At 73.6% G+C, this 23,612-nt stretch carries 18 protein-coding genes and 2 pseudogenes; 10 read left to right on the top strand and 10 right to left on the bottom strand.

Annotation, left to right across the window (positions count from 1 at the left end):
• Nucleotides 1-44 precede the first annotated feature (44 nt).
• Nucleotides 45-773, bottom strand: a complete 729-nt coding sequence (locus ACNF49_RS20175) for a TetR/AcrR family transcriptional regulator (RefSeq protein ID WP_357964665.1) — start codon at nt 771-773, stop codon at nt 45-47.
• 99 nt (nt 774-872) lie between these two features.
• Here ACNF49_RS20175 and ACNF49_RS20170 point away from each other — a divergent pair, with 99 nt between their 5' ends.
• Nucleotides 873-2,321: a DHA2 family efflux MFS transporter permease subunit gene (locus ACNF49_RS20170; protein WP_357964666.1), complete on the top strand. Its 1,449-nt coding sequence runs from the start codon at nt 873-875 to the stop codon at nt 2,319-2,321.
• 60 nt (nt 2,322-2,381) lie between these two features.
• On the opposite strand, the gene ACNF49_RS20165 is transcribed toward ACNF49_RS20170, so the two are convergent.
• From ACNF49_RS20165 to ACNF49_RS20135, 7 genes and pseudogenes are all read right to left on the bottom strand, one after another.
• Complete coding sequence (locus tag ACNF49_RS20165; protein WP_357965849.1) at nt 2,382-3,521, bottom strand: VWA domain-containing protein; 1,140 nt, start codon at nt 3,519-3,521, stop codon at nt 2,382-2,384.
• A 4-nt stretch (nt 3,522-3,525) separates the two neighbouring features.
• A complete protein-coding gene (locus ACNF49_RS20160; RefSeq protein WP_482945549.1) occupies nt 3,526-4,185 on the bottom strand; it encodes a DUF5682 family protein in 660 nt (219 codons plus the stop codon).
• Between the two features lie 61 nt (nt 4,186-4,246).
• A pseudogene (locus tag ACNF49_RS20155) lies at nt 4,247-5,818 on the bottom strand (DUF5682 family protein); the annotation flags it as partial.
• Nucleotides 5,815-6,878: pseudogene (locus ACNF49_RS20150) on the bottom strand (ATP-binding protein). The pseudogenes ACNF49_RS20150 and ACNF49_RS20155, both read right to left, overlap by 4 nt.
• Nucleotides 6,875-8,212, bottom strand: a complete 1,338-nt coding sequence (locus ACNF49_RS20145; protein WP_482944662.1) for a DUF5691 domain-containing protein — start codon at nt 8,210-8,212, stop codon at nt 6,875-6,877. Before ACNF49_RS20145 ends, ACNF49_RS20150 begins: the two are co-directional and overlap by 4 nt.
• Nucleotides 8,209-8,397, bottom strand: a complete 189-nt coding sequence (locus ACNF49_RS20140) for a hypothetical protein (RefSeq protein WP_482944661.1) — start codon at nt 8,395-8,397, stop codon at nt 8,209-8,211. The genes ACNF49_RS20145 and ACNF49_RS20140 overlap by 4 nt, the downstream gene beginning before the upstream one ends.
• Nucleotides 8,316-9,539 carry an SWIM zinc finger family protein gene (locus ACNF49_RS20135; protein WP_498702746.1) on the bottom strand — a complete coding sequence of 408 codons (1,224 nt, stop codon included), beginning with the start codon at nt 9,537-9,539 and terminating at the stop codon, nt 8,316-8,318. The genes ACNF49_RS20140 and ACNF49_RS20135 overlap by 82 nt, the downstream gene beginning before the upstream one ends.
• Nucleotides 9,540-9,641: 102 nt before the next feature.
• On the opposite strand from ACNF49_RS20135, the gene ACNF49_RS20130 reads away from it, so the two are divergent.
• From ACNF49_RS20130 to ACNF49_RS20100, 7 genes are all read left to right on the top strand, one after another.
• Nucleotides 9,642-10,193: a cupin domain-containing protein gene (locus tag ACNF49_RS20130; protein WP_482944659.1), complete on the top strand. Its 552-nt coding sequence runs from the start codon at nt 9,642-9,644 to the stop codon at nt 10,191-10,193.
• Nucleotides 10,194-10,220: 27 nt separating this feature from the next.
• A complete protein-coding gene (locus tag ACNF49_RS20125) occupies nt 10,221-13,463 on the top strand; it encodes an NACHT domain-containing protein (RefSeq protein WP_482944658.1) in 3,243 nt (1,080 codons plus the stop codon).
• Nucleotides 13,464-13,697: 234 nt separating this feature from the next.
• The gene (locus ACNF49_RS20120; RefSeq protein WP_482944657.1) at nt 13,698-14,624 is read left to right on the top strand and encodes a hypothetical protein; all 927 of its coding nucleotides are present in this window, start codon (nt 13,698-13,700) and stop codon (nt 14,622-14,624) included.
• 78 nt (nt 14,625-14,702) lie between these two features.
• Nucleotides 14,703-15,302, top strand: a complete 600-nt coding sequence (locus tag ACNF49_RS20115; RefSeq protein ID WP_357964679.1) for an Rv1733c family protein — start codon at nt 14,703-14,705, stop codon at nt 15,300-15,302.
• 59 nt (nt 15,303-15,361) lie between these two features.
• The gene (locus tag ACNF49_RS20110; protein WP_357964681.1) at nt 15,362-15,625 is read left to right on the top strand and encodes a DUF1876 domain-containing protein; all 264 of its coding nucleotides are present in this window, start codon (nt 15,362-15,364) and stop codon (nt 15,623-15,625) included.
• An 82-nt stretch (nt 15,626-15,707) separates the two neighbouring features.
• Entirely contained in the window at nt 15,708-16,598 is an 891-nt protein-coding gene (locus tag ACNF49_RS20105; RefSeq protein WP_482944656.1) for an aminoglycoside phosphotransferase family protein, read from the top strand.
• A 113-nt stretch (nt 16,599-16,711) separates the two neighbouring features.
• The gene (locus ACNF49_RS20100) at nt 16,712-18,223 is read left to right on the top strand and encodes an aldehyde dehydrogenase family protein (RefSeq protein WP_482944655.1); all 1,512 of its coding nucleotides are present in this window, start codon (nt 16,712-16,714) and stop codon (nt 18,221-18,223) included.
• Nucleotides 18,224-18,277: 54 nt separating this feature from the next.
• Here ACNF49_RS20100 and glnII read toward each other — a convergent pair whose 3' ends face one another.
• Nucleotides 18,278-19,297 (bottom strand): glutamine synthetase, encoded by a 1,020-nt coding sequence (gene glnII / locus ACNF49_RS20095; RefSeq protein ID WP_357964687.1) that lies wholly within the window; start codon nt 19,295-19,297, stop codon nt 18,278-18,280.
• Between the two features lie 205 nt (nt 19,298-19,502).
• On the opposite strand from glnII, the gene ACNF49_RS20090 reads away from it, so the two are divergent.
• Nucleotides 19,503-20,957: an LLM class flavin-dependent oxidoreductase gene (locus ACNF49_RS20090; protein WP_482944654.1), complete on the top strand. Its 1,455-nt coding sequence runs from the start codon at nt 19,503-19,505 to the stop codon at nt 20,955-20,957.
• A gap of 14 nt (nt 20,958-20,971) precedes the next feature.
• The gene (locus ACNF49_RS20085; protein WP_357964691.1) at nt 20,972-22,156 is read left to right on the top strand and encodes a TerC family protein; all 1,185 of its coding nucleotides are present in this window, start codon (nt 20,972-20,974) and stop codon (nt 22,154-22,156) included.
• Here the strand turns inward: ACNF49_RS20085 and ACNF49_RS20080 are convergent.
• On the bottom strand, nt 22,149-23,609 hold the full coding sequence (locus ACNF49_RS20080; protein WP_357964693.1) for an MFS transporter: 1,461 nt from the start codon (nt 23,607-23,609) through the stop codon (nt 22,149-22,151). The two genes, ACNF49_RS20085 and ACNF49_RS20080, sit on opposite strands and share 8 nt — an antisense overlap.
• Nucleotides 23,610-23,612 lie beyond the last annotated feature (3 nt).

The following is a 23,612-nucleotide window of genomic DNA, read 5'->3' as shown; positions in this document are numbered from 1 at the left end:
AACCCCGGGCCGGCACATCGGGCGCGGGGCCTAGGCAATTGGGCCTAAGGCATGCGCGACTCGATGCCGTCGAGCAGCAGTTCGAGGCCGTAGCGGAACCGTTCCTCGCCGTCGGCGGCGATCAGGTCGTCGATGTGCTCGACCAGGTACGGGAAACGGTCGCGCGGCAGGGCGCGGTAGTAGTCGGCGATCTGGCCGGCGAAGGAGGCGAAGTACTCCTCCGGCGAGGACACGTCCGCGGCGCGCATCCGGCTGACGTGCACCGAGCCCTCGTAGGCGTCGCCGATGAGGTAGAGGGACAGGCGGTCGAGGCACAGGGCGGCCTCGCGCGGCGGCATGCCGGCCTCCAGCAGCAGCCCGTAGACGAACTCGCCGGTGCGCAGCGAGTTGCCGCCCGAGGGGATGTTCGCCAGGGCCGCCCTGGCGACGTCGGCGTGCTTGTTCAGCACCCGGTAGACCTCCAGCGCGTACGCCCTGAGCTGGTCCTTCCACTGGCCGGGGTCGCGCTCGGGCAGCCGGATCTCGCCGAGCACCCGGTCGTAGACCAGTTCGAGCAGCTCCTCCTTGTTGGCCACGTGCGCGTACAGCGAGGCGGGGCCGGTGTCGAGCTCCTGGGCGACGCGTCTCATGCTGAGCGCGTCGAGCCCTTCCGCGTCGAGGACGCGCAGCCCGGTCTCGACGATGAGGTCCTGGCTGAGCTGCCGCCTGATCTGCGGTTGCTTGCGGGACTTGCGCCACGGCGGCACCGGTACGGCTTCTTCCTTGCTCCCCATGGCGAACACTGTACTTGACACGAACACTGTTCGCCACTAAAACGGTGTTCGTAAACGAACAGTGTTCGTAGAAAAGAACGGCGTTCTGAAGGAGTTCCTGTGACAGTGACCAATGCGGGGCAGGCCACGGAGGCCGTCGCGCCCTACCGGTGGCGCTGGGCCGCCCTTTTCGTGATCCTGGCCGCCGAGGTGATGGACCTGCTCGACGCGCTGATCACCACGATCGCCGCCCCCACCATCCGCGCCGACCTCGGCGGCAGCGACAGCCTCGTGCAGTGGCTCGGCGCCGGCTACACGCTGGCCATGGCCGTCGGCCTGGTCACCGGCGGGCGGCTCGGCGACCTGTTCGGCCGCAAGCGCATGTTCCTCATCGGCGCCTTCGGCTTCACCGCCGCCTCGTTGCTGTGCGGAGTGGCGGGCAGCCCCGAGATGCTCATCGCCAGCCGCGTGCTGCAGGGCCTGTTCGGCGCCGTGATGTTGCCGCAGGGGCTGGGGCTCATCAAGGAGATGTTCCCGCCGCAGGAGATCGGCAAGGCGTTCGGCATGTTCGGGCCCGTCATGACGATCTCGTCCGTCGGCGGCCCCGTGCTGGCCGGCTGGCTGGTCGACGCCGACTTCTTCGGCACCGGCTGGCGCATGATCTTCCTGATCAACCTGCCGATCGGCCTGGCCGCCGCGCTGGCCGGCATCCGCTTCCTGCCCGAGTTCCGCCTCTCCAACGCCACCAGGCTCGACCTGGTCGGCGTCGGCCTGGTCTCGGTCGCCGGGTTCCTGCTGATCTACCCGCTGATCCAGGGCCGCGAGCTCGACTGGCCCGCCTGGACGTTCGTCTCGATGGCCGCCTCGCTGGTCGTCTTCGCCCTGTTCGGCCGGTACGAGTCGCGCCGCGCCGCGTCCGGCAAGGATCCGCTGGTCACGCCCAGCCTGTTCCGCAAGCGGGCCTTCTCCGGCGGCCTGGTGGCCGGTCTGGCGTTCTTCTCCGGCATGATCGGCCTCAGCCTGGTCTTCAGCATCTACATGCAGGCCGGCCTGCACTTCAGCCCGCTCAAGGCGGGCCTGGCCAGCCTTCCCCAGGCGGTCGGCGGCGTGCTCGGCTTCGGCCTGGCCATGTCCGGGTTGCAGGAGAAGCTGGGCCGCGGGCTGCTGCAGATCGGCGTGGTCGTCATGGCCGCCGGCGCGGCCGTGCTCGGGGTGACCATCCAGCTGGCCGGCACCGACGTCGGCGTCTGGCAGCTCGCTCCCGGGCTGGCGCTGGTCGGCATCGGCATGGGCCTGACCATGGCGCCGTTCTTCGACATCGTGCTGGCCGGCGTCGAGCCGCACGAGTCGGGGTCGGCCTCGGGCACGATGACCGCCGTCCAGCAGCTCGGCGGCGCGCTCGGCACCGCCGTGCTCGGCACGCTCTTCTTCAACCTGCTCAAGCACGAGTGGAGCTTCGGCTCGGCGATGCAGGTGACCGTCTGGGTCGAGGTCGGGCTGCTGGCCGTGACCTTCGCCCTGTCGTTCCTCATGCCGCGCAGGGCCCGCCCCGAACAGGCCGGCCACTGAGCACCGACCCGGCCGCGGCTCCCCGGCGGGGGTGGAGCCGCGGCCGTTCGCGTGTGCCGGTCAGGTGCTGACGTGGCGTTCGGCCCACCGCGCGATGTCCCGGCGTTCGATGGCGGCGGCCATCAGGTCGGGGAAGGCGTCGGGGGTGCAGGCGAACGCGGGCACGCCCATCGCGGCCAGCGCGGCGGCGTTGTCGTGGTCGTAGAAGGGCGCGCCCTCGTCGGAGAGCGCGAGCAGCACGATCACCTGCACGCCGGCCTGGGTCATCGCCGCCACCCGGCGCAGCATCTCCTCGCGCACGCCCCCTTCGTACAGGTCGCTGACCAGGACGAAGACGGAGTCGGCCGGGCGGGTGATGAGACCCTGTGAGTAGGCGATCGCCCGGTTGATGTCGGTGCCGCCGCCGAGCTGGGTGCCGAACAGCAGCTCGACCGGGTCGTGCAACTGCTCGGTCAGGTCGACCACCGCCGTGTCGAACACCACCAGCGACGTCTTCAGCGACCGCATCGAGGCCAGGACCGCCCCGAACACGCTCGAATACACCACCGAGGCCGCCATCGAACCGCTCTGGTCGATGCAGAGCACCACCTCGCGCTGCACCGACCGCTGCCGGCGCGCGTAGCCGACGAGCCGCGACGGGACGACCGTGTTCCGGTCGGGCAGGTAGTTCTTGAGGTTCGCCCGGATCGTCCGGTCCCAGTCGATGTCGGCCACCCGCCTGGGCCGGTGGGTACGCGCCGAACGGTCGAGCGCGCCCGTCACCGCCGCCCGCGTACGGTCGGCCAGCCGGCGTTCGAGCTCCTCGACGACCTTGCGCACCACCGCCCTGGCCGACTCGCGGGCCTGCGCGGGCATCACCCGGTTGAGCGCCAGCAGCGTGCCGACCAGGTGCACGTCGGGCTCCACGGCCTCGAGCATCTCCGGTTCGAGCAGGAGCCTGGTGAGGTTCAGCCGCTCGATCGCGTCCTTCTGCATGACCTGGACGACCGTGGACGGGAAGTACGTGCGGATGTCGCCCAGCCAGCGGGCCACCCGCGGCGCGGACGCCCCGAGCCCGCCCTCGCGCCGGCTCTGCCCCTCGCGGCCGTCGTGGTCGTAGACGGCGGCCAGGGCCGCGTCCATCTGCGCGTCGGCACCCTGCAGGGCGCAGCCGGTGCCGTCGGCGTCGCCGCCCCCGAGCACCAGCCGCCACCTGCGCATGCGCTCATCCACGGTCTCTCCCGATGATCGCCAGCACGGTCGCCACGGCTCCCGCCGCGCGCCGCTCGTCGATGTGCGGCTCGTCCGCGCCGCCGGTGCCGGTGCCGGTGCCGCCTGCGCGGCCCGCCGCGCTCACCCGCTCGCCGAGGGCCCGCCGCTCCGGCACTGCGAAGCCGCCGAACGTGCGGCGCAGCAGCGGCAGCACGTCGGTGAACTGGTCGGCGGGCAGCGCGGTCAGCCAGGCGTCGACCAGGCCCAGCAGGCGCGGGTCGTGCACCAGGAGCAGGCCGCCGCCGGACAGGAACCCCTCGACCCAGGCCGCCGCCCTGACCGGGGTCTGCCCCCGGGACATGGCCCTGGACATGCGGTCGCCCGCGTCGGCGAGCTCGCCGCAGTCGAGCAGGAGGCGGGTCAGCCGGCCCTCGATGAGCCCGTGCAGGTCCTGCCGGTCGGCGATGCCCCGCAAGGTGCCCAGCCACCGGGCGCGCGGCGAGCCGCCCGTCCCGCCCTCGTCGGCCGCCTCCGCCGCGTCGCTCCCACCAGCCGCGTCGGCCGCCGCGGGGGTGCCGCGGGGGCGGCGGACCGGTGGGGGGTTCGGCGAGCAGGGCGACGGCGGCGTGCACGGCGTCGACGTGCTTGAGCAGCTCGGCCGCCGCGCCGTCATCGAGCGCGGTGACCGCGACCGGCAGCCCGACGCAGATCCGGTCGAGCATCGAGCGCACGATCACCGCCAGCCCCTCGGCCGACGTGCCGCGCACGTCGCCGTACCGGTGGGCGCGGACCATCGCGGGCAGCGCCGCCATCAGGTGCGTGACGTCGGTGTCCAGCGCCGCCTTGGCCGACAGCGCGGCGAGCACGCCGGGCAGCGCCTGCGGCAGGTCGGCCAGCAGGCACTGCTCCACCAGCGCGGTCAGGTCGGCGAGCGCCGCCGACGCGGCCCCGGCCAGGTCGCGGGCGCGCCGCGCGGCCGCGGCGGCGACGGTGGTGCCGAGGGCGGCGTGCTCGATGAGCGCGAGGTCGTGCTCGGGCCGCCACTGCAGCGTCCAGGACTCGCGGAACGTGCCCTTGCCGCGCGCCTGCCCCGGCGTGCCCCAGCCCACCTCCAGCAGCCGCAGCCGGTGCAGCAGATGGCTGCGCTCCAGGTCGAGCGGCTTGCGCAGGTCGAGGTCGAGCTCCCGGTCGAGCGCCTCGGGCCGCAGCTTCAGCCGCCGCCGCTGCTCGCGCAGGTCGCGCTGGAGCGGGACCATCGGAGTGCCGTCGGTGACGTGGCCCAGCCGGTCGCCGACGACCATCCGCCGCTGGATCAGCTCGACGGCCAGGTCGTCGCCCTCGCACAGCACCGCCCTGGCCGCCTCGGTCACCTCGCCCAGCCCGGCCAGCGGCCTGCCGCGCAGCCCGGCCAGGGTGGCGGCCAGGCGGACGGACTCGATGACGTGCGCGGAGGAGACCGGCAGCCCCTCCTCGCGCAGCACGGCGGCGGCGTCGGTGAGCCAGCGCTCGACCGGCCGGTCGGGGGCGGTGAACAGGTGGTGGTACCAGCCCGGCGAGGTGATGCCCGCGCCGTAGCCGCTCCAGGAGGCCAGCCGCCCGTACGTCCAGGGCACCCACGTCAGCTCGGCCTTCACCTTCGGCATGCCGCGCAGCAGCGCGTTGTCGGCCGCGGCAGGGGGCAGCGGCCGAGCGAGCGCGGGCACGTGCCAGGCGCCGCAGACCACCGCGATCGTGCCGAACCCCTCCTTGATCGCGGCCCGCAGCGCCTTGCGCATGTACGCCTCGCGCCTGGCCTCCCGGCCGGTCGGCACGTGCCCCTCGCGCACGGCGGCCATGGCCTCGGCGATCACCTCGAAGGGTGTGTCGCCGCGGTGCTCGACGACGTCCTCCCACCAGCGTTCGGGGTCGTCGTGCCCGGCCGCGGCGGCCAGCGCGCCGATCGGGTCGGCCCGCAGCCCGTCGCCGGTCTCCTCGTCGCCGTCGTCCTCGTCGTCGGCCAGGGAGTGGGCGGCGGGCAGGTCGCAGAAGCGCACCGGGACGCCGGCCGCGGCGCCGTACAGGATGGCCTGCCATTCGGGCGAGAACTGCGCGAACGGCCAGAACGCGGCCCTGGCCGGAGCGCCGGGCACGTGCGCGAGCAGCGCGACCGGCGGCTCCAGGTCGGGGGCGAGCGCCACCAGCGCGTCGGCCTCCGGCGGCCCCTCGACGAGGATCGCGTCGGGACGCAGGCGTTCGAGCTCGCGCCGCAGCGCGCGGGCCGAGCCGGGGCCGTGGTGGCGCACGCCCAGCACGGAGACGGCGCTCATGACACCTCGCGGCAGGCGCGGTAGAAGTCGCGCCAGTCGGGACGCTCGCGCACCACGGTCTCCAGGTACTCGCGCCACACCACCCGGTCGGAGACCGGCTCCTGCACCACCGCGCCCACGATCCCGGCCGCCACGTCGGCGGGCCGCAGCACGCCGTCGCCGAAGTGGGCGGCCAGCGCGATGCCGCTGGTGAGCACCGAGATCGCCTCGGCCGTGGACAGGGTGCCGCTCGGGGACTTGACCTTGGTGCGGCCGTCCTCGGTGACGCCGGCGCGCAGCTCGCGGAAGACGGTCACCACGCGCCTGATCTCGGCCAGGCCGGTGGAGGTCTCCGGCAGCTCCAGCGAGCGGCCGAGCTGGGTGACGCGGCGGGCGACGATGTGCACCTCCTCCTCGGCGCTGGCCGGCACGGGCAGCACGACGGTGTTGAACCGGCGGCGCAGGGCGCTGGACAGCTCGTTGACGCCCCGGTCGCGGTCGTTGGCGGTGGCGATGACGTTGAAGCCGCGCTCGGCCTGGACCTCGCGGTTGAGCTCGGGGATCGGCAGCGTCTTCTCCGACAGGACGGTGATCAGCGCGTCCTGGACGTCGGAGGGCATGCGGGTCAGCTCCTCGACGCGGGCGATCCGCCCCTCGGCCATGGCCCGCATCACCGGCGAGGGGGTCAGCGCCTCGAACGAGGGGCCCTCGGCCAGCAGCCTGGCGTAGTTCCAGCCGTACCGGACGGCCTCCTCGGCGGTGCCCGCGGTGCCCTGGACGAGCAGCGTCGAGTCGCCGCTGACGGCCGCGGCCAGATGCTCCGACAACCACGTCTTGGCCGTGCCGGGCACGCCGAGCAGCAGCAGCGCGCGGTCGGTCGCGAGCGTGGCCACGGCGACCTCGACAATGCGGCGGGCGCCGACGTATTTGGGGGTGACGCGGTCGTCGTCGCCCAGGATGTAGCGGGTCACCGCCCACGGCGACAACTTCCAGCCGGGGGGCGGGGGCGGTCGTCGTCCTTGGCCAGGTAGGCCAGCTCCTCGGCGTACTGGTCTTCGGCGTGGGGACGCAGGACGGTCATGCGAGCTCCTTGTACATGTCGGCACGGAAACGCAGGAGGGCGGCGACCTGCTGGATCGGCGCCACCGGCGAGTAGCTCTCGGCCAGCGGGAACAGCGCGGGGTCGATGTGCTCGCCCGCCAGCTTGACCAGCTCGCCGAGGTTCCACGGCTGGACGGCCGCCACCTTGACGATCTTGTGCAGGACGGCCGTGGCCAGGCCCTCCCGCCAATGGGACGAGACGCCGCCGAGAACCATGATCAACTGGCTGTCGAGGTCGTGCTTCTTGACGAAGCCCGCGGCGAGCTCCTGCTGCTCGGCGGCCGGGAGCGCTTCGAGCAGGTCGGCGATCGGGTCCCAGCCGAACATCGCGCGTGCCCACTCGGGGTCCTTCTGCAGCACCGCGGCCCGGACCCAGGCGGCCTTCACCTCGGCGTCCCAGTCGGGGATGCGCATCTTCAGCAGCCCGGACGGCGGCCGGCCCCAGAAACCCAGCGGGGCGCGGGCCAGGATCTGCTGCAGCCACCAGGCCCGCTCGCCGATGCCGCGCGGCGGCTTGGGACGCACGCCGTCGCGCTCCATCGCCCGGTCGCACTCCAGGGGCGCCTCGACGGCGATGGCCGAGCCGGAGATCGACACGCAGGCCCGCGCCCGCTCGGCCATGCGCCTGGACAGGCGGGAGCCGGGCAGCCGGGTCAGCAGGTTGGCGGCGGCCTGGCGGACCTCCCGGCGGCGGTCGTCGAGCGCGGCCTCCAGGAACGGCTCGTCGCCCATGGTGAGCCCGTCGGCCAGCAGCTCGACGAACTCGGCCCGGTCGTCGGGCGTCTCCCGCTCCCAGGTGCTCTCCAGCAGCTCCCTGGCCGCGGCGGGGTCGGCGGCGCGCAGGGCGCGCAGGTGGGCGCGGCGGTCGGCGGGGCCGCCGAGCTCCCAGGTCTCGCCGGTGGGCTCCTCCAGCAGGTAGCCCCACGCCTGGTTGAGACCGGCCAGCCAACGGCCGCGCTGCCCGGCCAGGACGCCCAGGTGGGCGCGGATCGAGCGGTCGCGCCGGCCTCTTTCGAGCAGGTCGGGCAGCACGTCGCAGGGCACCCTTCGGCCGGTCGCGGCGGCCGCGGCCAGCCATTCGGGCAGCAGGCGGTCGTAGTCGCCGCTCATGATCCGGACCAGCCGCCCGGCCGCGCGCCTGCCCACGGCGGGCAGCTCCTCGGCCGGGGCGGGGGCCGGCGGCGCGGCCTCGACCGGGCCGCGGCCCGCGCGCCGCCGGGCCGTCTCGACGGCGGCGGCCGCCAGCAGGTCTCCCTGGTACGGCCGGCGGTCGGTGCCCACCAGGGCCGTGGAGGCCAGGTCGTCCCAGGTCACAGGAGCACCGCCGTTCCTTCGTCGTCGTAGGTGGTGAGCGGGCGCAGGCCCTGCGGGGTCCATTCGGCGGCCAGCGTGACGGGACGGCCGCCCGAGACGGCGATCAGCCGCCAGGGGTCGCGGGCCCGGGGGTGCAGCGGCAGCCCGCCGACCGCCGTGCGGCCGGGGACGACGCCGGCCAGCACCACCGGCCACGACTCGGTCCAGGGATCGTCGGCCAGCACCCGTGCCACCTCCTCCAGCGCCTCACCGGCCGACACCCCGACCGGCACCTCGGCCGGCACCGCGCCTTCGCTTGGAAGGGGGTCGGTGAGGTGGCGGGTGGCGACGAGGGCGCGGAGGGGGCGGCGCCCGGGTAGAAGGCGAGGTCGGCGTCGATCGTGGTGCCCGTGACCAGCGAGGCGTCGAGGGTCTGGCCGGGCGGGGCGAAGGAGAGGATGAGCGCCGCCCGGCCGGTGGCGCGGCCCTTGAGCCAGACGCGGCGGGCGGTCAGCCGGTCGTGCTCGTCGTCGCGGCTGCCGAGCACGTGCCAGTGGTCGCGCACCGCCGGCCCGGCCAGCACCTCTTCCCGGGTGACCGGGAAACCGGTGCGGATGCGGACGGTCTCGGCCAGGGGGGCGGGCAGCTCGGCGCGGCGGCGGTAGGCGACGGCGAGGAGGTTGATCAGGGCGTATTCCTCCAGGAGCCGGCCGGGCCAGTCGTCGTCGGCGCGCACCTGGGTCAGCCGGGACACCAGGCCCGCGACACCGGGGGCCTGGGCGTCGATGAGGCGCTTGGCCAGGCCGTCCCAGTCGTGCTCGGCGGAGGACGCGAGGCCCTGGCGGATCTGGTCGGCCAGCCAGCGCTCCAGCTCCGCCAGCCCGGCCCCCACCCGCGCCTGCCGCACCGACTCCGCCTTCCCCGCCCCGGCCGCTTCTGCGCCGGTCCCGGTCCCGGTCGCGGTCGCGGCGGCATCGTCCCGAGCGGCCTCGACGCGGGCCGCGGACCTGGCGGCGCGCTCGGCGCGGCCGTCGAGCCACTCGGTGACCCACTGCGGCGCGGCCTCCTCGGCGGGCACGCCGTCGGCCGACCACAGCAGCAGCAGGCCCAGCGCGTGTTTGCAGGGGAACTTGCGGCTGGGGCAGCTGCACCGGTAGGCGGGCTCGGTCAGGTCGACGCACGCCAGATAGGGCTTGGACCCGCTGCCCTCGCACTCGCCGTAGAGGACGCTGCCCGTCGTGCCGCGCGAGGACCACTTGCCCGCCGCGGCCACCCCCTGAGCCGCCTTCCTGGACGGCGCGTCGGGGGCGAGGGCGAGCACCTGATCACGGCTCCACCGTTCGATCACCTGCCGCAGACTAGCCAGGCCGACCGACAGTTCGCGCGGCGAGCGGCCCCGTCCGCCGGACGTGGTCCCCGCGCACCGCGAGGCCCTCGTAAGATCGGCCATGTGGAGCTGAGGATCTATCCCGACGGCGCGCCCACCGAGGTCGCCGACGAAGCCGCCGCTCTGGCGCTGGCCGCCGCGCTCGACGGCCAAGCCGTCCTCGACGGCACCCGTTTCCTGCGGCGCGACGTCACCGGCGCGCCCGTCGGCTTCGCCGAGCGCCCGCCCGTGGCCGCCGCGCTCGATCTGCTCCCCCATCCGGAGGGCGGCTGGTACCGCGAGACCTGGCGCTCGCCCGTCACGGTGCGGCCCGACGGCTACCCGGGCCCGCGCGCGAGCGCCACCGGCATCTACTTCCTGCTCCAGCCGGGCGAGGAGTCCGTCCCGCACGTCGTCAGGTCGGACGAGGTGTGGTTGTGGCACCGGGGCGGCCCGCTGAGCCTGACCGTGGGAGACCGCGACGTCGTCCTGGGGCCGCTGGTCGAGCGGGGGCAGGTGCCGCAGGCGGTCGTGCCGGGCGGCGTGTGGCAGTCCGCGCGCCCGGCGGGTGACGAGGCGGTGCTGGTGAGCTGTGTCGTGTCGCCGGGGTTCGACTTCGCCGATTTCACCGCGTGATCGTAAAGATCGTCTTATATAGAAGGCATGCCGGGCATCGAGGCGGCCCTGACCGCCGCTGGGAAGAGCGTCGCCGAGCGCGCCATGCGCGAATGGCTGGCCGTCCGGGCCGCGCGCAAAGACCGGACGAGTGAGCTGAAGGACCTGGTCCAGAGCGGCTTTCGCGACCGGCTGGCGCCCCGGAAGATCGACAACCAGCTCCAGGGCATCGCGCTGGCCGTCGAGGGCCGGCTGTCGCGGCTCATCGAGCAGGAGTTCCGCGGGCTCGACGAGTCCTCGCGGGCCGCCGTCCTGCTGGAGACCGTGGCCGCGCTGCGCACCGCCGACCTGTCGGACGAGGCGCTGTTCGAGTCCGACGCCGACCCGGCCAAGCTGGCCGAGCGCATCCTGGCCGCCCTCCCTGAACCGCGCCTCGGGGAGGCCGAGGACCGCCTGTACGCCGTCCTGCTCGCCGAGTCCGTCGACTGCCTGGTCGGCCTGATGCGGCAGCTCCCCCAGTACGTGCCGCGCGCCGCCACCGAGACGCTGGGCAGGCTCAGCGGCCTGGCCGAGGGCGTGGAACGGCTGCTCGCCAGGTTGCCGCAGCGCACGCTGGAGGCCCCGGAGGGCACCCAGGACGACGCCGCGTTCGAACGCCTCTACCTCGGTTTCGCCAGCCGCACCCTCGACGAGGTCGAGCTGTTCGGCGTCCGGGTGGAGACCTACCGCCCGCGCACGTCACTGAGCATGGCCTACATCAGCCTCAACGTCTCCTCCGGCGAGCGCGGGCCGCGCGCGCCGGAGCGGCTGTCGATCGCCGCGCTCACCGGCGGGCACCCCGCCGAGCGCGGCACCGAGCGCATCGAGTCGGCGCTCGGCCGCGCCCGGCTCACGCTGCTGCGCGGCGACGCGGGTTCGGGCAAGAGCACGTTGCTGCGCTGGCTCGCGGTGACCGCCGCGCGCGGCGGCTTCTCGGGCGACCTGGCCGCCTGGAACGGCTGCGTGCCGCTGATGATCAAGCTGAGGAGCCATTCGTCGGGACGGCTGCCCGCCCCCGCCGCCTTCCTCGACGACGTCGCGCGGGAGGTCGCCGGGCGCATGCCGCGCGGCTGGGTGGAACGCGTGCTGGACTCAGGCCGCGGGCTGCTCCTGGTCGACGGGGTGGACGAGCTGCTCGTCCGGCACCGGCCGGCCGTTCGGGAGTGGTTGTCGCGGCTGCTGGCGGCCTATCCGGGGCTGCGGGTCGTGGTGACCTCCCGTCCGACCGCCGCCGACGCCCGCTGGCTGGCCGACGAGGGGTTCGCGGCGTCGACGCTGGAGCCGATGACGCCCGACGACCAGCGGGAGCTGATCCGCCAGTGGCACGTCGCGATCCGCGACTGCCCGAGCCTGCCGTGCGAGCCCGACGAGCTGGAGGGCTACGAGGTCGCCCTGCTGGCCCGCATGGAGTCCAATCCGCACCTGGGCGTGGTGGCCTCGACCCCGCTGCTGGCCGCCATGTTGTGCGCGCTCAACCTCGACCGCCGCACCCAGCTCCCGCGCAGCCGGATGGGCTTCTACGACGCCGTGCTCAGCCTGCTGCTGGAACGCCGCGACGCCGAGCGGCGGATCGACGACGACGTGTCCCTCGACCCGGGACAGAAGGTGTGGATCCTGCGCGACCTGGCCTGGCGTCTGGTGTCGATGGGCCGTTCCGAGCTGTCGAAGGCGACCGCGCTGCGCCGGGTCGAGCAGAAGCTCGCCTCGATGACCCGCGTCTCGCACACCGCCTCCGACGTGCTGGAACACCTGTTGCGCAGGAGCGGCGTGCTGCGCGAGCCGGTGCCCGGCCGGATCGACTTCGCGCACCGGACCGTGCAGGAGTACCTGGCCGCCGGGCAGCTCGTGGAGGACGAGGACGTCGAGGCCGCGGTCGAGCGGGCCCACCTGGACCAGTGGCGCGAGGTCGTGGTGATGGCCGCCGGGCACGCGAACGGCCGGCTGCGCGGGGAGTTGCTGAGCGGCCTGCTGGACCGCGCCGACCAGGGCGGCAAGCACGCCCGCAGGCTGCGGCTGCTGGTGGCCGCGTGCCTGGAGACCGTCCAGGAGATCCCGGCCGGGCTGCGCGACCGGGTCGAGGCGTGCCTGGCGCAGGTGATCCCGCCGCGTACGGAGGAGGAGGCGACCCTGCTGGCGGCGGCGGGCGAGGAGATCCTGCGCCGCCTGCCCCGCGACCTGACGGGCCTGCCGGTGCAGCGCGCGGCGTGGACGGTCCGCACGACGTTCCTGATCAACGGCCCGGAGGCCCTGGACCGCCTGGCCGGCTACGCGTCCGACCCGCGGTGGCAGGTACGGGAGCAGCTTCGCCAGGGCTGGGAGTACTTCGACGCCGACGTCTACGCCCGGCGCGTCCTGGCCGACATGGAGGACGTCACCTTCACCGGCGCCCGGCATCTCCGCAGCGCCTGCCTGCTGAAGGCGACAGACGTGCGCGTCACCGTACCCACTCCCCTCGCCGACCTGCGGTTCCTCCGCGACCTGCCGCAGACGGAGTCGCTGAGCGTGCAGGACGCCCCGATCCGGTCCCTGGACGGGGTGGAGTCGCTGCCCCGGCTGACCCATCTCGGCCTGTACTTCTACAGCGAGCCGCACGCCGTGGACGTGGCCTGCCTGGACAAGTCGCGACATCTGCGCGACCTGGGGCTGTGGGGAGTCCGGCTCGACGATCCGGCCTTCCTCGACCGGCTGCCCCGCCTGAACAAGCTCTCCCTCGACCTGCTCGACGACGATCGGGACTCCTGGCACGCGCCGCTCGCCCGGCAGGACGAGCTGGAGTCGCTGCACGTCAGGCGCGAGGGCCTGCCGCTGCCCGGCACGGTCCTGTCCGGGATGCGGCGGCTGCAGCGGTTGTGGCTGGACGACGTCGCGGAGGCCGGCGCCTGCCTCGACGCCGCCGCCCGGACCTGCCCGGCCGTCACGGAGGTGTCCCTCGACGGGGTCGGCGGGCTCGACCTCGCGCCGCTCGACCGGTTCTCCCTGACCCGCCTGCGCCTGCGCCACTGCCCCACCCTGACGGACCTCACCCCGCTGCGCGGGCAGACGCGGCTCTCCTCCCTGACCCTGGCCCTGTGTCCCGGCGTGACCGACCTCTCGCCGCTCGCCGCGCTCCCCCAGCTCCGCAGCCTGAGCCTGTTCCTCATGCCCCACGACCTCGACGTGAGCCCGCTGGCCGGGATGCCGGGGCTCACCGTCCGGCTCGGGCACTCGCAGCGGGTCGTCAACGGGAACGGCGTGCGGATCAGGAGGGTGTGACGGCCGGCGGCCGGTGAAAGATCGCTTTATCTACCCGGAATTTCGTGCTAAACGTGGCAATATCCCGTTCGGAGTTCCCATCAACCGGCATGTCCGGCCTGGCGCCCTGCCCTGCTCACCGTCCAGGCCGTCGTCACAGAACTTGCACGGCGTGTACACGTTCACCCCCCCGGGACGCCCGGCCTCCGCCCGTGCGCGGGCGCCGCCTCCCGCTGGACGAGAAGGGGAACCACCATGACCCTGCCCCTCGCCGCGACCTCCGCCGTCGAACCAGCCCTCGCCCGCCGCCGCGGACTCGTGCTGCTGCTCAGCGCCCTGGCGGGATTCCTGCTGACCGTCGTGTGGTCGGCCGAGTTCGTGGACCAGACGATCGGCTCGACGGTCGCCGACACGATGCTCGGCCGCGACGCCGACGCCACCCCCATCGCCGGGACGCTCTCCGGCATCGTGTTCGCCTTCGCCTCCGGCCTGGCGGGCTCGTTCACCGCCTGCAACATCGCCGCGCTCGGCGCGGTCGGGCCCCTGGTCGGGGCCAGGCCGTCGGTCGGCGAACGGATCCGCGGGACGCTGCGCCCGCTCGGCTGGCTGGCGGCCGGCGCGCTGGCCGTGTCCGGCGCGTACGGCGTCGTGGTGGGGATCGTCGGCACCGCCATGCCGCAGTTCGCCACGGCCAGGCCCGCGCCGGGCACCCTGTCCCCCGGCCTGGTCCAGGCGATGGTCACGTTCGGGCTGATCGGGCTGGCCTTCCTCTACCTGGGCCTGGCCGCGCTCGGCTACCTGCCCGACCCGCTGGCCCGCCACCCGAGGGCCCGCATGGCCGTCATGGGCGCGCTGATCGGCGGCTTCCTGATCGGCCGCCCGTTCCCGCTGTTCCGCCAGCTCTTCCGGGACGCCGCCGAGAGCCACAACCCCCTGTACGGGGCGCTGGCGTTCATGCTGCAGTCGGCCGGCAACATCGTCGTCATGGCGGTCCTGTTCGTGCTGCTCGCCCTGGCCACCGGGGGCCGCGCGCACCGCTGGCTGACCGCCACCCCCACCCGCCTGGCCCTCATCACCGGTGCGGCGCTGGTCGTGGCCGGCGTCTTCACGCTTCTGTACTGGGACGTCCGGATCCTGGCCCGCCGCGACCTCATCTGGTACCCCACGGCGCCCTGGAGCTGACCGGCGCGGCGGCTGCCCGCGCGCGGGCTACCGGCCGTTTCTGCGGGAAGGAGGAAAGGTGACCGTGGGAGGTGCGCGATGAGGGCCGTCATGAACGCCGCGTTGTTGCGGATCCGCAGGCACCGGCCGGACCGCAACCCGTTGCGCCGCCGCTCCGACCGGCTGGAGAGCGCCGGGCTGGCGGTGGCGGTGCTCCTCGTGCTGCTGAGCGTCTGGCCGGCCGTGCTGGCCGGCCGGGTCACCTACGAGGGCGGCCTGCGCGAGGCCCGCGTGGGCCCCGGCTTCCGGCAGCAGGTGACCGCGACGACGCTGCGGGAGCCGCGGCCCGTGCGGCCGTCGTTCGGCGAGGCGGCGACCACCATGGTCCCGGCGAGCTGGACCACCCCGGCGGGGGTGGCCAGGACCGGGCACGTCCAGGTCCCGGCCGGCACGCGGGCGGGCGCGACCGTCCCCCTGTGGATCGACCGTGCGGGCGACCCCACGACGCCGCCGCCGAGCCGCACCGACGTGGTCCTGCGCGGCGTGGGCATGGCGGCGTTCGTCCAGGTGCTGGCCTTCCTGGTGGTCCTGGGGGCCGTCGCGGCGCTGCGCCGGCTGCTGGACCGGCGCAGGTACGCCGACTGGGACGCGGCCTGGATCCGCGCCAACGACCGGTGGCGCCGCCCGCGCCGCCCGTAGCCGGTCCATCCGGTTTACCGCCGTGTGTCCGGGCAGCCGTACGCGGGAGGAGGCGAGCCATGGAAGCCAAGGAGTGGACGGTCCGGATCAGTCTCGCCGAGGACGGCGACGACACCTCGGCGCGGGCGGTCCTGACCGTCCCGGACGGCACGCGGGTCGAGGGCTCGGGCCACGCCCGCCGCAACCCCGCCGACCCGTCCATGCCCGAGGTCGGGGACGAGCTGGCCGTCGCGCGGGCGCTGGCGGACCTGGCCGGCCGGCTGTCCAGTGACGCCCGGCACGAGCTCGGCGACGGCGGCCCGGTGCCGACGAGGTCCTGGTGAGGGCGGCAATAACGACTTGACGCGCCCGCCCCCGGTCCGCTGACATGGCCCCCGCGGATCGTACGGACCGAGGGGGATGCGCATGGGCGGCAGGATGCACGCGGACGAGGCCGACATCGACGAGGCCCTCGTCCGGCGGCTGCTGACCGCGCAGTTCCCGCGGTGGGCCGGTCTCCCGCTGCGCCGCTTCCCCTCCGCCGGCACCGTCAACGCGGTCTTCCGGCTCGGCGACGACCTGGCCGTCCGTCTGCCGCGCGTCAGGCAGGGCGTCGGCGACGTCGCCAGGGAGCGGCGGTGGCTGCCGCTGCTGGCCCCCGCGCTGCCCGTCCCGATCCCCTCGGTGCTCGGCCAGGGCCTGCCGGGCGAGGATTTCCCCTGGCCGTGGTCGGTGTGCCGGTGGCTCGACGGCGACAATCCGGAGGCCGGGGCGCTCTCCGGCGGGGAGGCGCTGGCCGCCGACCTGGCGGCGTTCGTCGCCGCGCTGCGCGAGGTGGAGCCCGCGGGCGCGCCCGACGCTTATCGGGGCGGCCCGCTGTCCCGCCTCGACGAGGCCACCCGGGCCGCGATCGGCGAGCTCGACGGCCTGATCGACACCGCCGCCGCCACGGCCGCCTGGCAGGACGCGCTGAGCGCGCCCGAATGGCGAGGCGGGCCCGTCTGGGTGCACGCCGACCTGATGCCGGGCAACCTGCTGGTCCGCGACGGGCGGCTGAGCGGGGTCATCGACTGGGGCACGGCCGGCGCGGGCGACCCGGCCTGCGACCTGATCCCGGCCTGGAACCTGCTGCCGCCGGCCGCCCGCGAGGCCTTCCGGGCCGCGCTCGGCGCCGACGACGCCACCTGGGCACGCGGCCGCGGCCGGGCCCTGTCCATGGCGCTCATCCAGCTCCCCTACTACAAGGACACCAACCCGGCCATGGCGGCCAACGCCCGGCACGTGATCCGCGAGGTGCTCGGCAGCCCCGCACGCTGAACCGCACACAGAATCGCACGCTGACGGGTTTCTTGGGTTTTTTCCGGCGAGATGATTGTCTGTCCGGAGGAACTACGAGGAGGCCACCGGTGAGCCGTCAGATCGTGTCAATCGTGGGTGGGAAGGACACCACCGGCGAGAGCGTGTACGAGTCGACCAACCCCGCCCGCCCCGGCGAGGTCGTGGCCCGGGTCGGCCTGGCCGACGCCGCCGCGTTCGCCGCCGCCTGCCGCACCGCCAAGGAGGCCCAGCGCGAGTGGGCCAAGGTGCCGGCGCCGGTGCGCGGCCGGGTGATCGCCTCCATCGGGCGGCTGGTCGAGGCCAACGCCGAGAGCCTGGCCCGCCTGGTCACCCGGGAGATCGGCAAGCCGTACGCTGAGGCGCTGGGCGAGGTGCGGGAGATCGTCGACACCTGCGACTTCTTCCTGGGCGAGGGCCGCCGGCTCTACGGGCAGACCGTTCCGTCGGAGATGCCGGACAAGAACCTGTTCACGTTCCGCAACCCGGTCGGGGTCGCCGCGGTGATCACGGCGGGCAACTTCCCCGTGGCCGTGCCGTCCTGGTATCTCGTGCCCGCGCTGCTGTGCGGCAACGCCGTGGTGTGGAAGCCCGCCGAGTACGCCGCCGCCTCCGCCGAGGCCATGTACCGGCTGTTCGCCGCCTCGGGGCTGCCCGACGGGGTGCTCAACGTGGTCTTCGCCGACGGCGCGCAGACCTTCGCGGGGCTGGAGCTGGCCCTGGAGGAGGGCAGCGTGCACAAGGTCGGCTTCACCGGGTCGAGCGAGGTCGGCCGGAAGGTCGGCGAGCTGACCGGGCGCCACCTGCAGTCGGCGTGCCTGGAGCTCGGCGGCAAGAACCCGATGGTGATCATGCCGGACGCCGACCTCGACCTGGCCGTCGAGGGCGCGCTGTTCTCCGGCTTCGGCACCGCCGGCCAGCGCTGCACCAGCCTGGGCACGGTCATCGTGCACGAGAGCGTGCACGACGAGTTCGTCGAGCGGTTCGCGCGGGCGGCCGGTGCGGCCAGGATCGGCGACCCCGAGCAGGACGTGCTGGCCGGCCCGCTGCTCGACCAGAAGTTCGCCGACCGGTACGAGGAGTACCTGACCTGGATCCAGCCCCACCACGAGGTCGTCTCGGGCAGCACCGGCAGGATCACCAAGGACAACCCGCGCGGCGACTTCGACGGCGACGGCGGCCTCTACTACCACCCGGTCATCGTCGACGGCGTGCGGCCCGGCGACCGGCTGTTCCTGGAGGAGACGTTCGGCCCGATCGTCGGCGTGACCACCTTCTCCACCCTGGACGAGGCCGTCGAGCTGGCCAACCGCCCCGGTTACGGCCTGTCGAGCTCGATCTACACGACCAACCCCAAGCACGCCTTCCGCTTCCGCGAGGGCATCTCGGCCGGCATGGTCAGCGTCAACAACTCCACCTCCGGCGCCGAGGCCCACCTGCCCTTCGGCGGCAACGGCAAGTCGGGCAACGGCAGCCGCCAGTCGGGCCTGTGGGTGCTCGACCAGTTCACCCGCTGGCAGGCGATGAACTGGGACTTCTCGGGCCGCCTGCAGAAGGCGCAGATGGACGTGGCGGAGATCGTCCCGGACCTGGAGTTCCGGATCTGACACGGAAGAAGCCGCCCCCGTGGCCGGGGGCGGCTTCTCACGCGTGCGGGCGGATCAGACCTGGCCGGCCTTCTCCAGGGCCTCGCAGCAGGTGTTCACCAGCAGGCGGGTGACCACGTACGGGTCGACGTTGGCGTTCGGGCGGCGGTCCTCGATGTAGCCCTTCTTGTCCACCTCGACCTGCCACGGGATGCGCACGGACGCGCCGCGGTTGGACACGCCGTAGGTGTACTTGTTCCACGGGGCGGTCTCGTGGTGGCCGGTCAGGCGCAGCTCGATGTCGGCGCCGTACTGGGAGACGTGCTCCATGGGCTTGTCGCCCTCGCCGAGCGCCTCGCAGGCGGTGATGATGGCGTCGTAGCTCTCGCGCATCGCCTTGGTGGAGAAGTTGGTGTGCGCGCCGGCGCCGTTCCAGTCGCCGCGGGCGGGCTTGGCGTCGAGGGTGGCCTCGACGCCGAACTCCTCGGCCGTCCGGTAGAGCAGGTAGCGGGCGACCCACATGTGGTCGGAGACCTCGAGGGGGCCGGCCGGGCCGATCTGGAACTCCCACTGGCCGGGCATGACCTCGGCGTTGATGCCGGAGACGGCGAGGCCGGCCGCCAGGCAGCGGTCGAGGTGCAGCTCGACGATGTCGCGGCCGAACACGGCCTCGGCGCCCACGCCGCAGTAGTAGTGGCCCTGCGGGGCGGGGAAGCCGCCCTCGGGGAAGCCGAGCGGGCGGCTGCCCTTGAAGAAGGTGTACTCCTGCTCGATGCCGAACCAGGACTCCTGGGCGGCGTACCGCTCGGCGATCGGGCGCAGCAGGGCGCGGGTGTTGCTGGAGTGGGCCTGCCCGTCGATCTCCTCGACCTCGCACAGGACGAGCACGTTGTCGCCGCCGCGGATCGGGTCGGGGCAGGTGAACACCGGGCGGAGCACGCGGTCGGAGGCGTGGCCCTGGGCCTGGTTGGTGCTGGAGCCGTCGAAGCCCCAGACCGGAGGCTCGGCACCGTCGGCCAGGATCTTCGTCTTCGAGCGCAGCAGAGCCGTGGGCTCGGTGCCGTCGATCCAGATGTACTCAGCCTTGTAGCTCACGGTGATCCTTTCGGGATTTCTCTCAGCCACGCCGAGTCTTATGGACGGCCATTTCCCGGTTTTTGCCCGAATGTGAACGCCGTGTTAATCGTGCCGCCACCCGTCCCGCTATTAGGGGGTAAATCCAATAAAGACGGTTAGCTGGGGCAGGTCGGCCGTCCGGGGGACGCGGCCGTACGACGATCGAGGCCGGGGGATGATGATCATGGAGGATGTCTGGTTCGGCGCGCTGCTCGCGCCCGAGGCGGCGAACGGCGACCGGGTCCTGCGGCACGCAGAGCTCGCCGACCGGCTCGGCCTGGACCTGGTCGGCGTCCAGGACCACCCCTACCAGGCGGGTTTCCTCGACTCCTGGACCCTGCTGGCCACGATCGCGCAGCGCACCGAGCGCGTCCGGCTGGTGCCCGACGTGGTCAACCTGCCGCTGCGCCCGCCCGCCGTGCTGGCCAGGGCCGCCGCCTCGCTGGACCTCCTCAGCGGCGGCCGGGTGGAGCTGGGGCTCGGCGCGGGCGCGCTGTGGGACGCCATCGCCGCCATGGGCGGCCCCCGGCTCTCCCCCGGCGAGTCGATCGACGCGCTGGCCGAGGCGATCACTGTCATCCGGGCGCTGTGGACCCCGGGCGACCCGGTGACCTTCTCCGGCGCCCACCACCGGCTGGCGGGCGCGCGCCCCGGCCCTTTCCCGGCGCACCCGATCGGGATCTGGGTCGGCGCGACCAGGCGGCGGATGCTGGAGCTGACCGGCCGGATGGGCGACGGCTGGCTGACCTCCTCCTTCCACAGCCCGCCCGAGGCCGTGACCGCGCAGGCCAGGATCCTCGACGCGGCCGCCGCGGACGCCGGGCGCGACCCGGCGGCGATCCGCAAGGTCTACAACCTCGGCGGCAGCCTGTCGCCGCTGCCCGGCGCGGGCTTCCTCGACGGTCCCGCCTCCCTGTGGGCCGAGCAGCTCACGGAGCTGGTGTTCGAGGCGGGCATGAGCGGGTTCGTGCTGGCCCCGGGGGTGGAGGCCGAGCGGGACCTGCGGGTGTTCGCCGAGGAGGTCGCGCCCGCCGTACGGGCGGCCGTGGCCAGGGAGCGCGGCCGGCCCGCGCCCGAGCCGGTCCGCCGTCCGGTGACGATCCCCGACCTGGACGAAGCCGGCCGGCCCAGGACGGCGGGCGGCGACCCCGCCGCCCTGACCCCCGACCAGGCCCGGTCGGGCCGCCGCCTGGTGGACGTGCACGACGGCTACCGCGCCCAGCTCCGCCAGGTCAGGGACGCGGTCGAGCAGGTGGCCGCCGAGACCGCGGCCGCGCACCCGGACGGCGACCGGCTCGCGGTGCGCCAGAACCACTGGACGCTCGGCGTGTTCTGCGCGACCTTCCGCCGCCTGCTGACCGTGCACCACGACGTCGAGCACGGCAGCACCTTCCCCGCCCTCACCGAACGCGACCCCGCCCTGGAGCCGGTGGTCAAGAAGCTGGCGCAGGAGCACGAGGTCATCGCCGAGCTGCTGGCCCGCCTGGACCGGGCGTGCGCGGAGATGATCGCCGACCCGGCCAGGATCGACCGGGTCCGGGCCGGCGTCGAACGGCTCTCCCAGGCCCTCGCCTCGCACTTCGCCTACGAGGAGGAGGAACTGGCCGAGCCGGTCGGCCGCCTGGAGATCCGCCTCTAACCCGAGGAGCGTTCGTGGACGTGTCCGCGCCCGTGTGGTGGCTGACGATCCTGGGGATCGCCGGCCTGCTGCTGTTCGACTTCTTCTTCCACGTGCGGCAGGCGCACGTTCCCACGCTGCGCGAGGCGGCCGTCTGGTCGGCCCTGTACGTCGGGATCGCCCTGCTGTTCGGCGTGGGCGTGTGGGTGTTCGGCGGCGCCGAGCCGGGCGCGGAGTACTTCGCCGGGTACGTGACCGAGAAGGCGCTGTCGGTCGACAACCTGTTCGTCTTCCTCGTCATCATGGGGAGCTTCCGGGTGCCGCGCGCCGACCAGCAGAAGGCCCTGCTGTTCGGCATCGTCTTCTCGCTGGTCGCCCGGACCGGGTTCATCCTCCTCGGCGCCGCGATGATCGAGACGTTCGCCTGGGTGTTCTACGTCTTCAGCCTGATCCTGCTGCTCACGGCGGGCAACCTGCTGCGGCCCGAGGCCAGCGAGGGCCACACCGACAACATCATGGTCCGCCTGGCCCGCAGGCTGTTCCGCGCCACCGACACCTACGACGGCGACCGGCTGTTCACGGTGCGCGACGGCCGGCGGGTGATGACGCCGATGTTGCTGGTCATGGTCGCCCTGGCCGGCACCGACGTGCTGTTCGCGCTCGACTCCATCCCGGCCATCTTCGGCCTCACCCAGAACGTCTACCTCGTCTTCACCGCCACCGCCTTCTCCCTGCTGGGGCTGCGCCAGCTCTACTTCCTCATCGACGGCCTGCTCGACCGGCTCATCTACCTCGCCTACGGGCTGGCGGTCATCCTGGCCTTCATCGGCGTCAAGCTCGGGCTGCACGCGCTGCACGAGAACAACGTGCCGTTCGTCAACGGCGGCGAGCCGGTGGACGTCACCGAGATCAGCACCGGGCTGTCCCTGTCGGTGATCGTCGGCGTGCTGCTGGTCACCGTGGCCGCCTCGCTGGCCAGCCCGCGCGGCCGGGCGCAGAACGTGGTCTCGGCCGTCCGCCGGCACGCCCAGGACTACCTGGACGTGGAGAAGGACCCGGAGCGGCGCGAGGAGGTCTACCGCGACCTGCTCGCGGCCGAGGCGCGGCTGGGCGAGCTGCCGGAGCGGCAGCGGGCCGGCGTCGCCCGGGACGAGCGGCTGGCGGCCCTGGTGGCGCGGGCGCACGCCGAGCACCTGGCCGGGCACGGCCCGGCTAGGTAGAGGTGGCCTGGCGGGAGGTCAGCGGGGCCGCGATGTGCTCCAGCGGCGTGCGCTCGGCCTTCACCCCGAAGACGATCTCCACCAGCCCGGCCGCCACCATCATCCCCGCGCCGAAGCAGTAGCCCCAGAACAGCCTGGTCGGGTCGGGGTCGCGCTGGTCGCCGATGAGCGAGGCGAAGACCGTCGGCCCGAACGCCCCCGCGACCTGCCCGAGCGCGAAGAAGATCGCGATGGCCTGGGCCCGCAGCTCGATCGGGAAGATCTCGCTCACGGTCAGGTACGCCGAACTGGCCGCCGCCGAGGCGATGAAGAAGATCACCGACCAGAGCACGGTCTGCGTGACCGCCGTCAGCAGCCCCTCCTTGAACAGCCACCCGGTGACCGCCAGCAGCAGCCCCGAGGTGATGTACGTGGCCGAGATCATCTGCCTGCGCCCGACCGTGTCGAACAGCCTGCCCAGCAGCAGCGGCCCGAGCAGGTTCCCGGCCGCGAAGGCGAACATGTACTGCGGCACCGAGCCCGCCGGGACGCCGTAGAAGTGCGTCAGCACCAGCGAGTAGGTGAAGAACACGGCGTTGTAGAGGAACGACTGGCAGATCATCAGCGTCGCCCCCAGCACCGAGCGCTCCGGGTACGTGCGGAACAACGTCCTGGCGACCTGCGACAGCGGCGCGTGGTGCTCGGGGACGATCTCCAGCGCCTGCTCCTGCGGCACCGGCTCCAGCCTGACCCGGTCCTCCCGCTCGACCTCCTGCTCGATGCGGGCGACGACCCGCTCGGCCTCCTCCTCGCGGCCGTGCGTCATCAGCCAGCGCGGGCTCTCCGGCAGGTGCCGGCGCAGCCCCCAGATCGCCAGGCCGATCACCGGCCCGACCGCGAACCCGAGCCGCCAGGCCCAGTCGGGGTCCAGCGGCCCGCCCGGGTGCAGCAGCAGGAACGTGGCCGAGGTGGCCAGCAGCGAGCCCAGCCAGTAGGTGCCGTTGATGGCCAGGTCGACGTGGCCCCGGTAGTGGGAGGGGATCATCTCGTCGATGGCGGAGTTGACGGCCGCGTACTCGCCGCCGATGCCCGCCCCGGCCACGAAGCGCAGCACCAGGAAGCTCCACAGGTCCCACGACAGGGCGGTCAGGCCGCTGGCGACCAGGTAGATGCCGAGTGTGAGGATGAACAGCTTCCTGCGGCCGAGCCGGTCGGACAGCCAGCCGAAGTAGAGCGCGCCGGCCACCTGGCCGATCAGGTAGACGGTGGCCGACAGGCCCACCTCCGCGGAGGTGAAGCCGAGCGTGTCGGGGCGCTGCAGGAACGCCCCGACGTTGCTGGCGATCGTGATCTCCAGCCCGTCGAGCACCCAGGCCACGCCGAGCGCGATCACCAGCCGGGTGTGGAACGGCGCCCACGGCAGGCGGTCCATGCGGGCGGGGACCAGGCTGCGTACGACGCCGTCCTTGCTCATGCG

The organism is Actinomadura sp. ATCC 39365 (genome assembly GCF_054392275.1).
This window is presented reverse-complemented; position numbering and strand designations above follow the sequence as displayed.

Excerpts from the sequence above, each read along its gene's own strand:
- ACNF49_RS20175 (WP_357964665.1), bottom strand. The coding sequence starts at position 773 with ATGGGGAGCAAGGAAGAAGCCGTACCGGTGCCGCCGTGGCGCAAGTCC.
- ACNF49_RS20165 (WP_357965849.1), bottom strand. The coding sequence starts at position 3,521 with ATGCGCAGGTGGCGGCTGGTGCTCGGGGGCGGCGACGCCGACGGCACC.
- ACNF49_RS20160 (WP_482945549.1), bottom strand. The coding sequence starts at position 4,185 with ATGACGGCGCGGCGGCCGAGCTGCTCAAGCACGTCGACGCCGTGCACG.
- ACNF49_RS20125 (WP_482944658.1), top strand. The coding sequence starts at position 10,221 with ATGCCGGGCATCGAGGCGGCCCTGACCGCCGCTGGGAAGAGCGTCGCC.
- ACNF49_RS20120 (WP_482944657.1), top strand. The coding sequence starts at position 13,698 with ATGACCCTGCCCCTCGCCGCGACCTCCGCCGTCGAACCAGCCCTCGCC.
- ACNF49_RS20115 (WP_357964679.1), top strand. The coding sequence starts at position 14,703 with ATGAGGGCCGTCATGAACGCCGCGTTGTTGCGGATCCGCAGGCACCGG.
- ACNF49_RS20110 (WP_357964681.1), top strand. The coding sequence starts at position 15,362 with ATGGAAGCCAAGGAGTGGACGGTCCGGATCAGTCTCGCCGAGGACGGC.
- ACNF49_RS20105 (WP_482944656.1), top strand. The coding sequence starts at position 15,708 with ATGGGCGGCAGGATGCACGCGGACGAGGCCGACATCGACGAGGCCCTC.
- ACNF49_RS20090 (WP_482944654.1), top strand. The coding sequence starts at position 19,503 with ATGGAGGATGTCTGGTTCGGCGCGCTGCTCGCGCCCGAGGCGGCGAAC.
- ACNF49_RS20080 (WP_357964693.1), bottom strand. The coding sequence starts at position 23,609 with ATGAGCAAGGACGGCGTCGTACGCAGCCTGGTCCCCGCCCGCATGGAC.